At 73.1% G+C, this 14,424-nt stretch carries 13 protein-coding genes; 6 read left to right on the plus strand and 7 right to left on the minus strand.

The features are described 5' to 3' along the window. The first annotated feature begins 73 nt into the window (after positions 1–73). The gene (locus LQ51_RS26530; RefSeq protein ID WP_156313235.1) at positions 74–505 is read left to right on the plus strand and encodes a hypothetical protein; all 432 of its coding nucleotides are present in this window, start codon (positions 74–76) and stop codon (positions 503–505) included. Between the two features lie 307 nt (positions 506–812). Continuing rightward, positions 813–1,544 carry a class I SAM-dependent methyltransferase gene (locus tag LQ51_RS26535; protein ID WP_046570321.1) on the plus strand — a complete coding sequence of 244 codons (732 nt, stop codon included), beginning with the start codon at positions 813–815 and terminating at the stop codon, positions 1,542–1,544. A 64-nt stretch (positions 1,545–1,608) separates the two neighbouring features. Here LQ51_RS26535 and LQ51_RS32390 read toward each other — a convergent pair whose 3' ends face one another. Continuing rightward, the gene (locus LQ51_RS32390; RefSeq protein WP_156313236.1) at positions 1,609–2,151 is read right to left on the minus strand and encodes an endonuclease VII domain-containing protein; all 543 of its coding nucleotides are present in this window, start codon (positions 2,149–2,151) and stop codon (positions 1,609–1,611) included. A gap of 287 nt (positions 2,152–2,438) precedes the next feature. On the opposite strand from LQ51_RS32390, the gene LQ51_RS26545 reads away from it, so the two are divergent. Beyond that, entirely contained in the window at positions 2,439–3,197 is a 759-nt protein-coding gene (locus LQ51_RS26545) for a hypothetical protein (protein WP_082159661.1), read from the plus strand. Positions 3,198–3,246: 49 nt separating this feature from the next. Here LQ51_RS26545 and LQ51_RS26550 read toward each other — a convergent pair whose 3' ends face one another. Further along, positions 3,247–3,735 (minus strand): DnaJ family domain-containing protein, encoded by a 489-nt coding sequence (locus LQ51_RS26550; protein WP_046570368.1) that lies wholly within the window; start codon positions 3,733–3,735, stop codon positions 3,247–3,249. Between the two features lie 143 nt (positions 3,736–3,878). Here LQ51_RS26550 and LQ51_RS26555 point away from each other — a divergent pair, with 143 nt between their 5' ends. Then, positions 3,879–4,289, plus strand: a complete 411-nt coding sequence (locus LQ51_RS26555) for a YkvA family protein (RefSeq protein WP_046570370.1) — start codon at positions 3,879–3,881, stop codon at positions 4,287–4,289. Positions 4,290–4,351: 62 nt separating this feature from the next. Here the strand turns inward: LQ51_RS26555 and LQ51_RS26560 are convergent, their stop codons facing one another. Both LQ51_RS26560 and LQ51_RS26565 read right to left on the minus strand, forming a co-directional pair. After that, entirely contained in the window at positions 4,352–4,900 is a 549-nt protein-coding gene (locus LQ51_RS26560; protein ID WP_046570323.1) for a GNAT family N-acetyltransferase, read from the minus strand. 143 nt (positions 4,901–5,043) lie between these two features. Continuing rightward, positions 5,044–7,065: a beta-galactosidase gene (locus tag LQ51_RS26565; RefSeq protein ID WP_046570325.1), complete on the minus strand. Its 2,022-nt coding sequence runs from the start codon at positions 7,063–7,065 to the stop codon at positions 5,044–5,046. A gap of 115 nt (positions 7,066–7,180) precedes the next feature. Between LQ51_RS26565 and LQ51_RS26570 the strand changes: the two genes are divergently transcribed. After that, complete coding sequence (locus LQ51_RS26570; RefSeq protein ID WP_046570327.1) at positions 7,181–9,514, plus strand: TIM-barrel domain-containing protein; 2,334 nt, start codon at positions 7,181–7,183, stop codon at positions 9,512–9,514. Positions 9,515–9,563: 49 nt separating this feature from the next. On the opposite strand, the gene LQ51_RS26575 is transcribed toward LQ51_RS26570, so the two are convergent. From LQ51_RS26575 to LQ51_RS26585, 3 genes are all read right to left on the minus strand, one after another. After that, positions 9,564–10,502, minus strand: a complete 939-nt coding sequence (locus LQ51_RS26575) for a carbohydrate ABC transporter permease (RefSeq protein ID WP_046570329.1) — start codon at positions 10,500–10,502, stop codon at positions 9,564–9,566. After that, the gene (locus LQ51_RS26580; RefSeq protein ID WP_046570331.1) at positions 10,499–11,509 is read right to left on the minus strand and encodes an ABC transporter permease; all 1,011 of its coding nucleotides are present in this window, start codon (positions 11,507–11,509) and stop codon (positions 10,499–10,501) included. The genes LQ51_RS26575 and LQ51_RS26580 overlap by 4 nt, the downstream gene beginning before the upstream one ends. 76 nt (positions 11,510–11,585) lie before the next feature. Continuing rightward, positions 11,586–13,253, minus strand: coding sequence for an extracellular solute-binding protein (locus tag LQ51_RS26585; RefSeq protein WP_052745067.1), 1,668 nt, complete (start codon positions 13,251–13,253; stop codon positions 11,586–11,588). A 199-nt stretch (positions 13,254–13,452) separates the two neighbouring features. Between LQ51_RS26585 and LQ51_RS26590 the strand changes: the two genes are divergently transcribed. Then, positions 13,453–14,424 (plus strand): ROK family transcriptional regulator (locus LQ51_RS26590; RefSeq protein WP_046570375.1); only part of this gene is annotated, 972 nt, incomplete at its 3' end.

Consider the following 14,424-nt stretch of genomic DNA (forward strand, 5'->3'; position numbering starts at 1 on the left):
CTACGGGCCCGTGCCGGCCGGCCCCGGACCGGTCGGCATCCTCGACGGCGGCAGCGGCAGAAGCGGAGCGAAGATGGTGACGAGGCGGCCACCCAGCCCGGCGGAACAGGAGCTGTGGAATGCCGTGGTGACCGGCGTCCGTGCCGCCGACAACGCGGACGAGACCGGCGTCGCGGCGGCGGTCCGCCGGCTGGCGCGGCTGCCCCAGCCCTGGACGTGCCGGGTGCTGGAGGACACCTCGGCCCTGCTGGTCGAGGAGCACGACCCGAGCGGGCGGGCGCTTCCCACCGCGGCGGTGGACCACCTCCCGCTGCCCCGCGGCACCGGGGCGGCGGGCCGGGCCGGCGGCGAGCGTACGCCGGCGATCGGGACGCCGGAGTGGCTGCGGCACCGACTCCTGCTGATCCACCGCTTGGCCGGCCTCGGCGAGGAGGGCGTGGGCGCCGTGCTGGACGTGGCGCTGGCCGGGAACCGCCGCCGTCCGCCGGCGGAGCTGCGGCACTAGACCGTCGTCGTCCGGCGGCGGAGCTGCGGCACTAGCCGGCGCGGGGTCCGCGAAGCCAGTTGCGCGTCAACGCCACACCCCAGCTCGGTGAGGCGGTCGTGCACTCGGCACAGGTGGGTGTAGAGAGTGGCCCCGGGCGGGATCGTCTCGGCTCCACGTTGCCGTAGCCAGCGCCGCACAGCGGAGTCCACGCCCATGGCCTGACCCTACGTAAGCCAGGTCCGACCCGACGGCCCCGCAGCGTGCGCGGTTCGTCACACAGCCGCACCCTTGCCTTCCCGGGTGCCCGGGCAGTTGGGTGAGGGGCATGGCACGAATCGCGTACGACCATGCGGGTGCCGCAGCGTTCGAGGCGACCCGGCACCTCAGCGACGACGGGCTCGCGGCCTGGCGGGAGGCGGTGATCCGGCACCTGGATCCCCGGCCGGGCATGCGCGTGCTTGACCTGGGCTCCGGCACCGGGATGTGGGCGCGAGCCTTCACCGCCTGGTACGACCGCATCGAGGTCGTCGCGGTCGAGCCCGCCGAGGCGATGCGCGCCCGCTCGATGTTCCAGCCAGTCCTGCCCGGCGACGCCGAGCGCATCCCGCTCGACGACCGCAGCGTCGACGCCGCCTGGATCTCCACGGTCATCCACCACGTGCCGGACCTGGCCCGCGCGGCCCGCGAGTTGCGCCGGGTGGTGCGGCCCGGCGGCCGGGTGCTGATCCGCGCCGCGTTCGCCGGTCGACACCAGGCGATCACCCTGTTCCGTTACTTCCCCGAGGCCGTCCGCGTGCTCGACGCCTACCCCAGCGCGGCTGACGTCGAAGCAGCCTTCGCCGCGGCGGGGTTCGTCACCGTCGGTCTCGAACAGGTCCCGCAGATCAGCGCGGCGTCCCTCCGCGAGGCTGCGGCGGCGCTGCGCCGGGAGGCGCACACCCCGCTGCAACTGATCAACGACGACGAGTACGCCGCGGGCCTGGCCCGGTTGCGCAGGGCGGCACAGTCCGAGACCGGACCCGTGGTCGACGCCCTGGACCTCCTGGTCCTGAGCTGAACCAGCACCGCGGTCTGCAGAAGAGCGCCGTCAAGGGGCAAAGCTCCGGTGTGGCCAACAGCCCTCAACCGACAGCGCCGTCCGCAGCCTTCTCCTCGATCCCATTACAGGGACCGTCAAGCGCACGTTGCCGTCCGCCCAGAGGGCTCGGTCCTTCCCGGCCGAGCAGGTAACGCGCTGCCGCTGTCAGCAGCGCCGGATCGTCGCGGAATCCGCCGAGACCGGCGTTGCAGGGGCCGCACAGTAGTCCACGAACCTTCCCGGACGCGTGACAGTGGTCGACGACCAGTCGGAACGGTTCGGCGTTCGGCGTGCCGTCCAGACGCGGTCGCCCTCGTGACCCCGTCATGATCTCGCTCTCATTGATTCCACAGATGGCGCATCGGTAGGCCTGGGCCGCCCGGATCGCGTCGTACTCCTCTGGTCGGATGCGATACAGGGCCCAGAGATTGTCTGCACGGATCTTGCCGGGTTTCGCTCGCCGGTTCTTGTGGTTGTTGACGCGCGCATACTCGCGGCAGGGCGCACAGGAGACCAGTTCACGGTCGCCCTTGCGGAAGCTGTCAAGGGGGCGTTCCTTGAGGCAGCGGAGACACATCTTGACCATCCAACAACAGTAACCGTTTCTGTTGATAACCAAGAACTGTCATTATGGTGCATCTCTGGTTTGCGCGGTTTGTCCTAGCCCGGTTTTCGGATTGGCGTTATCGATAATCCAGTAATGCGGAGATGCGATCGCGTGGCGGGGAAACGGCTCCTCCGCCCGACCGCCTGGGTCGGCGACGATCGGCAGGACCTGGACAACCACCTCTCCCGCTGGTTCGGCAGCCCGCCAACACGCTCCCTGGGCGCACCCGGCCACCCTGATCAATCGATGTATGTAACGATGTCGACATGATGACCAAGTTGGCGGCCGCTGCGGCCGGTGCACTTCTGCTGCTCGCCGCGCCGGCCGCGGCGCCCGCCCACCCCCGCGGTGGGTGCCCGGACCGTGTTCTGTTCTGTGAGGACTTCGAACGGCTCCCGCTGGGCGGTGCCGCCAGCCTCAACTGGGGCATCGACACCGAGCACGGCACCCTCACCGTCGAACGCCACCGAGGCGACCGCGTCCTGCACGTGCACACGGAGGGAAACGGCCGCGCCTTTCTCAAGGTGGACGACTTCACCGCGCCCGGCAACAGCTTCTTCGGCCGGGTACGCCTGCGGGTGGCCGCGTTCCCGACCGCACCGGACTGGGCGCACTACACCCTCGTCGAGGCGACGGGCCAGGGTCCGGAGATCGTCCGCCCGCTCGGCGGTCAGTACGTACCCACGCTCGGCCGCGCGCTGTGGGGCGTCGGCGCCGACGGCGGCCCGACCGGCGACTGGACCAACTGGCGCGAGTCGGCGCCGTCGGTCGCGGACCGCTGGCAGTGCGTCGAGTGGCGCGCGGACGCGACCGACAACCGCGTCGACGTCTGGATCGACGGCGTGCACCAGACCGACCTGACCGTCACCACCCGCGAGCACGGCGGCAACCCGGTGGACTTCGTGTTTCCCCAGTTCGACACCGTGAAGATCGGCTGGCAGCTGTACCAGGGCAACCCTGACCCGTCCGCGTACGACGTGTTGTTCGACGACATCGCCCTGTCCGCTACGCGCGTCGGCTGCTGACCCCGGGCCGTCCGGCCGGGCAGATCTCGGCTGCTGTCCGGCCGGGGGTTCAGCGGGAGTTGCGCCGCCAGGGCAGCCGCCAATGCCGCCGGCGCCGCCGCGCCTCGTCGGGAACGGTGGCCGGAGCGGCGGGCACCGACCCGACGCTCAGCCGCTCCCGGTCGGCCCGCCACCGGCCGACGACGTCGTCGGCGTTGACCGGGCGGACCACGACCCGGGGACCGGTCGGTGTGCGCAGCCAGGCCACGATCTCGGTGTTGAGGTCGGCCACGTACGCGCGCACCGACTCCTCGGTGGGCAGGTCACGCACCTCGTCGGGGAGCTTCTCGATCCGCCGGCGCAGTTGCAGCGGGGTGGGCAGCAGCAGGTCGCTGGGCAACTGCTCGCGCTCCAGGAAGCTCCTGATCCACCAGCCCTCGTCGTAGGGCAGATCCCGGCCCGGGATCGGCTTGCCGGCACCGGGCAGGTTGTCGAACTCGCCCCGCTCCAGAGCCGAGCGGATCTGCGCCTCGACCGCCGCCTCCCAGCCATGCGTCACCGCCGTCACCTCCGCACCCACCGTATCCGCTGCTCCAACCGAGGTCAGCGCCGTCGGAGGGGCCGCCATTCCCAGCGGGCGGCGGGCAGTGGTCCGGCGTACATTCCTGGGGGGCCGGACGACGTGGGGAGGGACCGGTGGCCGTGCGCGACTGGCTGATCGGCCTGGCCGTCGCGGTCGTCTGCCTGCTGGCCAGCTGGGCTCTGCTGATCCTGCTGGCCCGGCGGCTGCCACCGGGTCTCCTGCGTGATCTGGCCGCGTTCATCCCGGACTGTCTGACCACGGTGCGGCGGCTGCGCAGGGACCCCCGGGTGCCCCGCCGGGCGAAGGTCGCGATCGTGCTCGCCGGGCTCTGGCTGGCCAGCCCGATCGACCTGATTCCCGAGTTTCTGCCGGTCATCGGTCCGCTGGACGACATCGTGGTGGTGGCGCTGGCGCTGCGCTACGCCGGCCGGCAGGTGCCCCGGCAGGTGCTGCTCGACGCGTGGCCGGGCGAACCGCGACTGCTGCTCCGGCTGCTCGGTCCGGCGCCCGGCGAGCCGGCCGGCCGATGAGGCCCCGGGCCATGAGGCCCGGGCGAGCCGGCCGGCGATGTGGCCCGACGCCCCGTCGGCGGTCAGTCCCGTCGGCGGACGTGGCGGTGGCCGTCGCGCGGGAACGGCGGCCGGGCGGGCAGCACCTCCTCGAAGACGTACCCGCTCTTCTCCGCCACCCGGCAGGAGGCCGGGTTGTCGATCTGGTGCAGCAGCTCGAGGCGGGTCAGGCCGCCGGCGGCGAACCGGACGAACGCCCAGGCGCTGACCGCGTCCACCGCACGCGGCGCCACCCCGCGTCCCCGCGCGGGCGCCGCGGTCCAGTAACCGATCTCGGCGTCCGGCCGGCCGGGGATGATCTCCTTGAGCACCACGTTCGCCACCAGCCGCTCCCCCTCCGGGCCGGGCTCGACCACGGCGAAGCTGAACCGGCGGCCGGACGCCCAGCCCTGGCGGCTGCGTCGCACGAACGAACGGGCCTCGCCCGGGGTGGTCACCGGTTTCCGGGTCCAGCTCAGCAACACCGGGTCCCGGTAGGCGGCCAGCAGGTCCTCGACGTCACCGGCGTGCCACGGCCGCAGCACCAGTTCGGGAGCGGTGGAGGTGGCCGGGGCGCGCAGGACGATCGACATCCCCGCATTCTCACCCGGCAGCCCGGCTCGCGGGGACCGGCGTCGTCGGGTCTGGTGCGCACCCCCGGGCCGGCCTTGCGCGGCCGGCTCGGCAGGCACAGGCCGGTGGCCGCGGACCGCGCCGCCTGACCGCGGCTCGACCGTCAGCGCGGCCGCTCGCGGAGCACGGCCACCCCGCCGGCCGGGACGGTGACCGCCTCGTCGACCCGTTCACCGGTGACCAGTTCCGTCCCGGTGGCGGGGATCCGCTGCGGCCGGTCGGTGTGGTTGAGCAGGAACAGCCAGCTGCTGTCACCGTCGTGCCGGCGGACCGCCTCCACCCCGGGTGGCGCCGCCGGGCAGACCGGACCGACGCCGGCGTCGCGGGCCGCCCCGGCGAGCAGCCGCTGGTAGGTGTCGTCGTCGGGGCGGGTGGAGAGGTACCAGGCGAGCGCGTCGCCGTGGCGGTGCCGGGTGATCGCGGGGCGGCCGTCGAGCACCCCGCCGCGGTACCCGACGACCGGCTCGGACCCGGCCAGGTGGACGGTCTCGGTCCAGAGCTCGCCGTACCCGCCGTCGGTCAGCGCGACCCGGTCGCCGTCGGCGAGGGGGTGGAACTCCTCGACCCGGATGCCGAGCAGGTCGCGGAACGCGCCGGGGTAGCCGCCGAGGCGGATCCGGGCGTGCTCGTCGGCGACGCCGCTGAGCCAGGTCACCAGCAGGTGCCCACCGGCGTCGACGTGCCGGCGTACCCAGTCCACGGTGGCGTCGGCGGCCAGGTAGAGCGCGGGGAGCACGAGCAGCCGGTAGCCGTCCAGCGGGTCGCCGGGCGGCACCAGGTCGCAGGCGACGCCGGCCCGCCACAGCGCCCGGTGCGCGGCGGCCACCTCGGCGTGGTGGTCGGGCGCCCGGGACGGCATGCCGGGGTGGCGCAGCGCCCAGGCGCTGGCGGCGTCCCAGCCCAGCGCCACGGCGGCGGCCACCCGCCCGGCGGTGGCCTCGGTGATCCGGCCGAGCAGGTCGCCGAGCTGTGCCGCCTCGCGGAACACCCGGCTGTCCGGTCCGGCGTGCGGGACCACGGCGGAGTGGAAGCGTTCCGCGCCGCCGGCCGGGGCACGCCACTGGAAGAACATCACCCCGCGCGAGCCGCGGGCGACGTGCGCGAGGCTGTGCCGGGCAAGTCGGCCGGGTTCCTTGGTGTGCATCCGGCCGGCGGTGTGCAGCTGGTTGGGCGCGCTCTCCATCAGCAGCCACGAGTCGTCGCCCGCGCCGCGCCGGTACGCGCCGTGCCGTGCCCAGCCGCGGGCCAGGTCGGCGGCGAGCGCGGTCTGCTCCTCCGCGCCGCCGTCGACCGCGGACGGGTAGTGGTCGATGGCGACGAGGTCCACCTCGGAGGCCCAGCGGGCGTGGTCGACCGGCACCCAGTCGCCGAGGACGTAGTTGGTGGTGACCGGCACCGCCGGGTTGGCCGCCCGCAGCAGGTCCCGCTGCTCGGCGTACGCGGCCAGCAGGGTGTCCGACCAGAACCGGCGGAAGTCGAGCAGCTGGCCGGGGTTGCCCAGGTACTGGGTGGCGCGCGGGGTGGCCAGCTGCGCCCAGTCCGAGTAGTGCTGGCTCCAGAAGCTGGTCACCCAGGCGGCGTTGAGCGCGTCGAGGTCGCCGTACCGGTCGGTCAGCCAGCGGCGGAACGCCGCGTCGGCGTGCGGGCAGTGGCAGGTGGTGCCGTACTCGTTGTGCACGTGCCACAGGGCCAGGGCGGGGTGGTGGGCGTACCGGTCGGCGAGGAACCCGGCGATGTCCCGGGCGGCGGCCCGGTACGCGGGCGCGGCGGCGCAGTAGGTGTCGCGGCTGCCGTGGTGCAGGCGTACGCCGTCGGTGGTGACCGGTAGCGCGTCGGGGTGGGCCAGCGTGAACCACGGTGGCGGGGCGGCGGTGGGGGTGGCCAGGGCGGCCCGGATGCCGTTGTCGTGCAGCAGGTCGAGCACCCGGTCGAGCCAGTCGGCGGTGTGCCGGCCGGGGGCCGGTTCGAGCCGGGACCAGGCGAACACGCCGACGGTGACCAGGTTGACCCCGGCGCGGCGCATCAGGGCGACGTCCTCGCGCCACACCTCGGGCGGCCACTGCTCCGGGTTCCAGTCCCCGCCGTAGCAGAGCCGCCCGCCGTTCCGCACCGGGTTAGTTGACATCCCGTACAAAGTAGAAACCGCACGGAGGCAAGTCAATGCGCGACAACATTGACAGTTAGTTGGGAATCCAAAGAAACTGGCGGTACCGCCCCGGCCGGCCTTCGAGGAGACGCCCATGCCGTACCGCCCGCCCCTGGTCCCGTACGAGACCTTCGTGGCCGACCCGCCCGAGCTGCCAACCCGGGCACCCGGTGAGCAGGGGGCCGCCGTCGTGACCCGGGCCGAGGTGGTCGGCACCGACCCGCACGGGGTCACCCTGGCGGCCACCACCGACGACGGCGCCACGCTGGCCGCCCGGGTGGAGTCCGCCGGCGACGGGATGATCCGGGTACGCCTCGCCGAGGACCTCGCCGCCCGCAGCCGCTCGGCCCGCGCGCTCACCCTGGTCCACCCCGAGCCCGGACCCGCCCGCGTCACCGTCGGCGGCGGGTACGTGCGCGTCGACGCCGGCGGCGTGCTCGCCGAGATCCGGCTCGACCCGTGGGGGCTGCGGTTCCTCGCCCCGGACGGGCGGCTGCTGCTCGCCGCCGACCCCGGCACCCGCGACATCAGCGGCCGCCGGCGCACCCTGCCGCTCGGGCGCTCCTACGTGGATGGCGCGCCGGTGGCCTGGCACGAGAGCTTCACCGCCCCCGGCGACGAACGGTTCGTCGGGTTCGGGGAGAAGTTCACCCCGCTGGACAAGCGCGGCCAGCGGCCACTGATGTGGAACTTCGACGCCTTCGGCGGCGAGTCGGACCGCTCGCACAAGAACGTGCCGTTCTACCTCTCCGACCGGGGCTACGGGGTGCTGGTCGACAGCGGGCTGCCGGTGCAGTTCGATGTCTGCGCCGCCACCCACAGCAGCGTGCAACTGCTGGTCCCCGACGACCTGCTCGACTACTACGTGCTGGCCGGGCCGACCCCGGCCGAGGTGCTGGACCGGCTCGACCGGCTGACCGGTCGGCCGTACCTGCCGCCGCGCTGGGCGTTCGGCGCGTGGATCTCCTCCGGCTTCTTCCCCGACAGCCAGCAGCGGGTCCTGGAACGGGCCCGGCTGATCCGGGAACGGGACATCCCCTGCGACGTGCTGCACCTGGACTGCTACTGGCAGGTCGCCGGGAACTGGTCGGACCTGCGCTGGGACGAGGAGGCCTTCCCCGACCCGGCCGGGATGCTCAAGACCCTCAGCGAGCAGGGCTTCCGGGTCTGCCTCTGGATGAACCCGTACCTGATGACCGGCAGCCCGCTGTACGCCGAGGCGGAGGCCGCCGGCTACCTCCTGCGCCGCGCCGACGGCAGCACGTACGTCGCCGACACCTGGCACGGCAGCTATCCGGTCTGCGCCATCGTCGACCTCACCAACCCGGCGGCGGTGCGCTGGTTCACCGGGCTGCTGCGCCCGCTGCTGGAGCAGGGCGTGGCCGTGTTCAAGACCGACTTCGCCGAGGGGGTGCCCGCCGACGCGGTGGCGCACAACGGGATGACCGGCGTCGAGCTGCACAACGTGTACGCGCTGCTCTTCAACGACGTGGTCGCGGGCGTCACCGAGGAGGTGGCCGGGCACCGTACGGTGTGGGCGCGCTCCTCCTACCTGGGCGGGCAGCGGCACAGCGCGCAGTGGAGCGGCGACGTCAACGCCACCTGGCCCGGCATGGCCAGCACGCTGCGCGGCGGCCTGTCGCACGGGCTCTCCGGGGTGCCGTTCTGGAGCCACGACACCGGCGGCTTCCACGGCACGCCCGAGCCGGACCTGTACGTACGCTGGACCCAGTTCGGCGCGCTGTCCCCCCTGGTCCGGCTGCACGGCACCACCAGCCGGCTGCCGTGGGACTTCCCGCCCGAGGCGGAACGGCACGCGGTGGCCGCGCTGCGGCTGCGCTACCGGCTGCTGCCGTACCTGTGGTCGGCGGCGGTGATGGCCGCCCGGACCGGCACCCCGATGCTGCGGGCGCTGCTGCTCGACACCCCCGAGGATCCGACGGCCTGGACCGTCGACCTGCAGTACCGGCTCGGCACCGACCTGCTGGTCGCCCCGGTGCTCGACCCGTCCGGTCGGCGCGACGTCTACCTGCCCACCGGCGCCGACTGGCTCGACGCGGCCACCGGACAGCGCCATCCCGGCGGCCGGCACCTGCGGGTCGACGTGCCGATCGACCGGCTGCCGCTCTACGTCCGCCACGGCGCGCTGATCCCGGTGCTGGCCCCCGCCGGCACCGTCGCGGAGGGGCCGTTCCGGGACGTCACCCTGGTCGCCTGGGGTGGCGTGGACGGCCGCGCCGTGGTGTCCGACGACGGCGGTGACACGGTGATCACGGCGGTGCGCGACGGGGACACCCTGCGGGTACGGGTCGACGGCCCGCTGGACGTACGGCGGGTGAGCGCGGTGGGCGCGGACACCCCACGGCGGGTGCTGCTCGACGGATCGCCGGTGCCGGTGACCCCGTTCGACGGCTGGTTCCCGGCCTGACGCCCGGGTGGCGCCCGACGCCCGGACGGTCGGGCGCCACCCGGGCCGCTCAGCCCTTCACCGCTCCGGTGATCACACCCTTGGTGAAGTGCCGCTGCACGAACGGGAAGACGATCACCGCGGGGATCACGGTGACCACCACGACGGCCATCTTCACCGCGAGCGTCGGCGGGTAGGCGGTGATCCCGGGCAGGCTGACCGCGGCGCCGGAGACGCTCGGCGACTGCCCGGCCAGGATGTAGCTCTGCAACACCCGCTGGATCGGGAACATGTCGTTGTCGTCGATGTAGAGCACCGAGTTGAAGTACGCGTTCCAGTAGCCGACGGCGTAGAAGAGGCCGACCACGGCCACCACCGCCCGGGACAGCGGCAACGCGATCCGCCAGAGGATGCGCAGCTCCCCGGCCCCGTCCACGCGGGCGCTGTCCAGCAGCTCGCCGGGGATGTTCAGGAAGAACGCCCGGATGACCACCAGGTTGAACACGCTGATCGCGCTGGGCAGGATCAGCGACCAGATGCTGTCCTTCAGGCCGAGCCCGGCAACCACCAGGTAGCTGGGCACCAGCCCCGGGAAGATCAAGAAGGTCAGCAGGAAGAAGAAGAGCAACCCCCGGTGCCCCACCGAGCCGGGCCGGGACAGCCCGTACGCGGCCAGCACGGTCAGCGTCAGGCTCAGCGCGGTGCCGACCACGGTGACCAGGGTGCTGATCCAGACCGCCCGGCTGATCTGCCCACCGTTGAAGATGGTCAGGTACGCCGACGGGTCGACCTCGCGGGGCACCAGCACCATCCCCCCGGCCGCGTCGATGGTCTCCCGGGAGGCGAGGCTGGTCACCAGCACCACCCACAGCGGCAGCAGGACGGCCGCCACGAGCAGGGTCAGCAGCACCGCCTTGGTGGCCGCGCCGAGCGGCGACGGCGGCTCCTCCCACGGTGCTCGCCCGGACCTCGGCCGTCGCCGCGCCGCGGGCTCGGTGGTCACAGTCATGATCTCGAGTACACCCCCTGCTCGCCGAGCCGGTGCGCGACGTGGTTGGCGGTGAGGATCAGCGCCAGGCCCACCATCGCCTTGAACAGGCCGGCGGCGGCGCCCAGTCCCCACTGCTGGGTGACGATGGCCTGGTAGTAGACGAACGTGTCGAGCACCTCGGCGGCGTCCCGGCCGACCGCGTCCCGTTGCAGGATGAACTGCTCGAAGCCGACCGACAGGGCGTCACCGAGGCGCATGATGAGCAGCAGCACGATCACCGGGCGCAGGCCGGGCAGGGTGATGTGCCACAGCCGCCGCCAGCGTCCGGCGCCGTCGGCGGCCGCCGCCTCGTACAGGTTGGGGTCGATCGCGGCGAGGGCGGCCAGGAAGACGATCGCGCCCCAGCCGAGGTCCTTCCACACCGCCTCGCCGGTGACCAGGACGATGAAGGTGTCCGGGTTGGTCATGATGTTCCACGGCTGCATCCCGGCGTCGCGCAGCTCCTGGGCCAGCAGGCCGGCGCCGCCGAGCATCTGCACGAAGAAGGTGACCACCAGGACCCAGCTGAAGAAGTGCGGCAGGTAGACCACGCTCTGCACGAAGGCCCGCACCCGGCCGGAGACCACGCTGTTGAGCAGGATCGCCAGCAGGATCGGCAGTGGGAAGAAGAACACCAGCTGGAACGCGGTGATGGTGAGGGTGTTGCGGACCGCGTCCCAGAACAGCGGGTCGGTGAAGAGGGCCTCGAAGTTGCCGAAGCCGATCCACTCGCTGCCCAGGAACGCGTCGAGCGGGCCGTCGCCGAGGAACGGGTTGTAGTCCTGGAAGGCGATGACGTTGCCCAGGGTCGGCAGGTAGTGGAAGACCAGCAGCAGCGCGGCGGCCGGCGCGGTCATCGCCAGCAGCGGCCAGTCGCGGGCCAGCCGGGTCCGCAGCCGGCGCCGCCGCCGGGTAACGGGACGGGGCGGCGCGGGCGGGTCGGTCGCCGGCGCCGCCACCACACCGGCGGCCTCCCGGGTGCTCATGCGTCCACCTGCCCCGGCCCGCCAGCCGTGGGCGAGCCCACGGCCGGTTGCCGGTGACGCGGTGGCTGACGCCGGTTCATCGGCCGTTGTCGGCGAGCGCCTTCTCGTGGAACGCGCGCCCCTCCTCGCCGCCGGTGGCGAAGAACTCCTTCTTGACCGCCTCCAGGTCACTGAGGGGCCGCCGCCCGCGCAGGATGTCGCGGAGCTTGTCCTCGGTGGGCTGCAGGAGCTTCGACCAGTTGGCGGGCAGCTCCAGCTTGATTCCGGCGAACAGGTCCTTCTCCATGAGCCCGATGTTCTTGTTGTAGTAGCCGAGGTACTCCTGCACGTAGTTGGGGGTGTCGGCGCTGCGTACCTTGACCGGGACCCGGCCGCCGATGTGGGTGTACTGGGCGCCCATCTCCCGGCGGCCCAGTTCGGTCAGCGCCGGGCTGCCGTCGGCCGAGCGGGTGAAGTGCTTGCCCTCCACGCCGTACTCGCGCAGCTCGAACTCGCGGCTGCCGAACGGGGCGGCGCACCAGTTGAGCACCCGCAGCAGCTCGCCGACCCGGTCCTTGCCGAGGCCCTTCTTGACGAAGGTGAAGAAGATCGGCTTCTCGCTGCCCCAGATCAGCGGCTTGCCCCCGTTGGCGCCGAAGACCGGCAGCGGCTGCATGTTGAAGCTGGGCAGCACCTTGGTCTGCTCGCTCTGCATGCCCTGCCAGGCGCCGAGGCCGTCCTGGTACATGACGATCTTGCCGGATTTGAACAGCTGCTTCTCGTCGGCGCCCTTGCTGGACACGGTGTCCGGGTGGACCAGGCCGTCGGCGAACAGCTTTGCGGTGAACTCCAGCGCGGCGGCGAAGGCGGGGTTCTCGTACTTGTGCTCCAGGCCGCCGCCGGGCTTCTTGCGCCAGATCTGCTGGCAGCCGAAGAACTGCTGGACCATGTCGAACACCGTGCCGAAAGCCCACACGCCCTTGGCCGGATCGGTGAGCTTGCGCCCCAGCTCGTGCAACTCCTCGGGGGACGTCGGGGCGGCCAGCCCGGCCTTGTCGAGCAGGTCCTTGCGGTGAAACAGCGCCCAGCCGAACGGCCCGTCGGTGGGGAACGGCACCGCGGCGAGCCGGCCGCCCCACACCGAGTACTCCCAGGCCCCGGTGGGCAGCGACGCCAGGTACGGGTACGTCGCGGCGGCGTCGCCCTTGAGGTGGTCGGTGAGGTCCTCGAAGAGCGCCTTGGCGGCGTCGGAGAACCGGGCGATCTTGTCGACCTCCCAGTTCGGGATGCTCAGCAGGTCCGGCACGTCGCGGGCGCCGAGCATGGCGTTGAGCTTGTCGGCGTAGGTGGTGCCGTCCTGCAGGCTCGGGTCGACGTCGACGCCGAGCTTGGCGTTGACGGCGGCCAGGTAGGAGTTCTTGCCCAGGGTCGGCGGGGTCGGCCCCCACCAGGGGCTCATGGTGCGGATCGCCGGGCCGCCGCGGCCGGGCTGTTCGGTGACCGCGTCCACGAGCTGGCGGGGGTAGGCGAGGTAGCCGTCCGGGATCGGGCCCTCGCCCGGGATGTCCGGCTTGAGCAGCTCGGCCGGCTTGTAGGTGGGCAGCACCGACCGGATGGCGTCGGCCTTGGTGGCGGTGCCCTTGCTGCCCGCCTCCTTGCTGCAGGCGGCCAGGGTGCCGCCGCCCAGGGTGGCGGCGGTGCCGAGGCCGATCAGCCGCAGCACGCTCCGGCGGTCGGTGGATACGCCCGGCAGGGACGGCTTCACGGCGCACTCCCTTCGTGGGTACGGGTTTCGTGAGGACTCGGGATCCGCATAGGATTAGTTGGGGTTCTAGCCGAACAAATTAGACGACGGTGATGCCGCCCACAAGACAGCCGGTGGTGGCGGGCCCGGGTCGGCCACGGAGGTAGGCGATGATGAGGTCCGCACCACCGGGACCGTCGGCGCAGGAAGCGGGCAGCTCGTGATCAGCATTCACACCCCACCCCGACCCAGCGACCTGGGCGATGTGCGGGTGGCCAACCGGGCCGTGGTCCTGCGGCACGTCCGCCTGCACGCGCCCTGCTCGCGGGCCGACATCGCGGCGCACACCGGCCTCAACAAGGCCACCGTCTCCAGCCTGGTCACCGAGCTGATCGACCGGCGGCTGCTGCGCGAGACCGGGCTGACCGAGAACCGGGTCGGCCGACCGGCCACCATGCTCGTCCTCGACGGCGCGCCGTACGCCGGGCTGGGCCTGCAGATCGGCGCCGACGAGCTGGTGGTGGTCGCCGTCGACCTCGGCGGCAACCGCCTGCTCACCTGGCGGCGGGCCTTCGCCGCGCCGGCCGCCAGCGCCGCGGAGACCGTGCAGGCGCTCGCCGCGCTGGCCCGCCGCGCGATCACCCGCATCGGCGGGCAGGGCCGCACCGTGCTCGGCCTCGCCGTCGGCGTGCCCGGCCTGGTCGACACCGACCAGGCGGTGCCGCTGGCGCCCGCCCTGGGCTGGCGGGACGTGCCGCTCGCCGACGAGCTGCGCCGCGCGCTGCGGGAGCCGGGCTTCGCGGTGGCCGTCGACACCGACGCCAACCTCGCCGTGCTGGCCGAGCAGCGCCACGGCGCGTACGCCGGCACGGCCGACCTGATCCACCTGACCGGCGGGGTGGCGGTCGGCGCCGGCCTGGTCAGCGGCGGCCGGCTGCTGCGCGGCGGTCGCGGCTTCGCCGGCGAGATCGGGCACGTGCCGCTGGACCCGGCGGGGCCGGTCTGCGCGTGCGGCCGGCGCGGCTGCCTCGCCGCACTCACCGGGGTGGACGCCGTGGTCCGCCGCCTGCTGCCCGACGCCGAGCAGGACGGGCCGGTCACCGACTACCTGCCGGAGCTCGACCGGATCCAGGCCCTGGCCCGCGGCGGTGACGACGCCGTGCTGGCCGGGCTGACCGACCTCGGCCGGCAG

The organism is Micromonospora sp. HK10 (genome assembly GCF_000982955.1).
Classification (GTDB): domain Bacteria; phylum Actinomycetota; class Actinomycetes; order Mycobacteriales; family Micromonosporaceae; genus Micromonospora.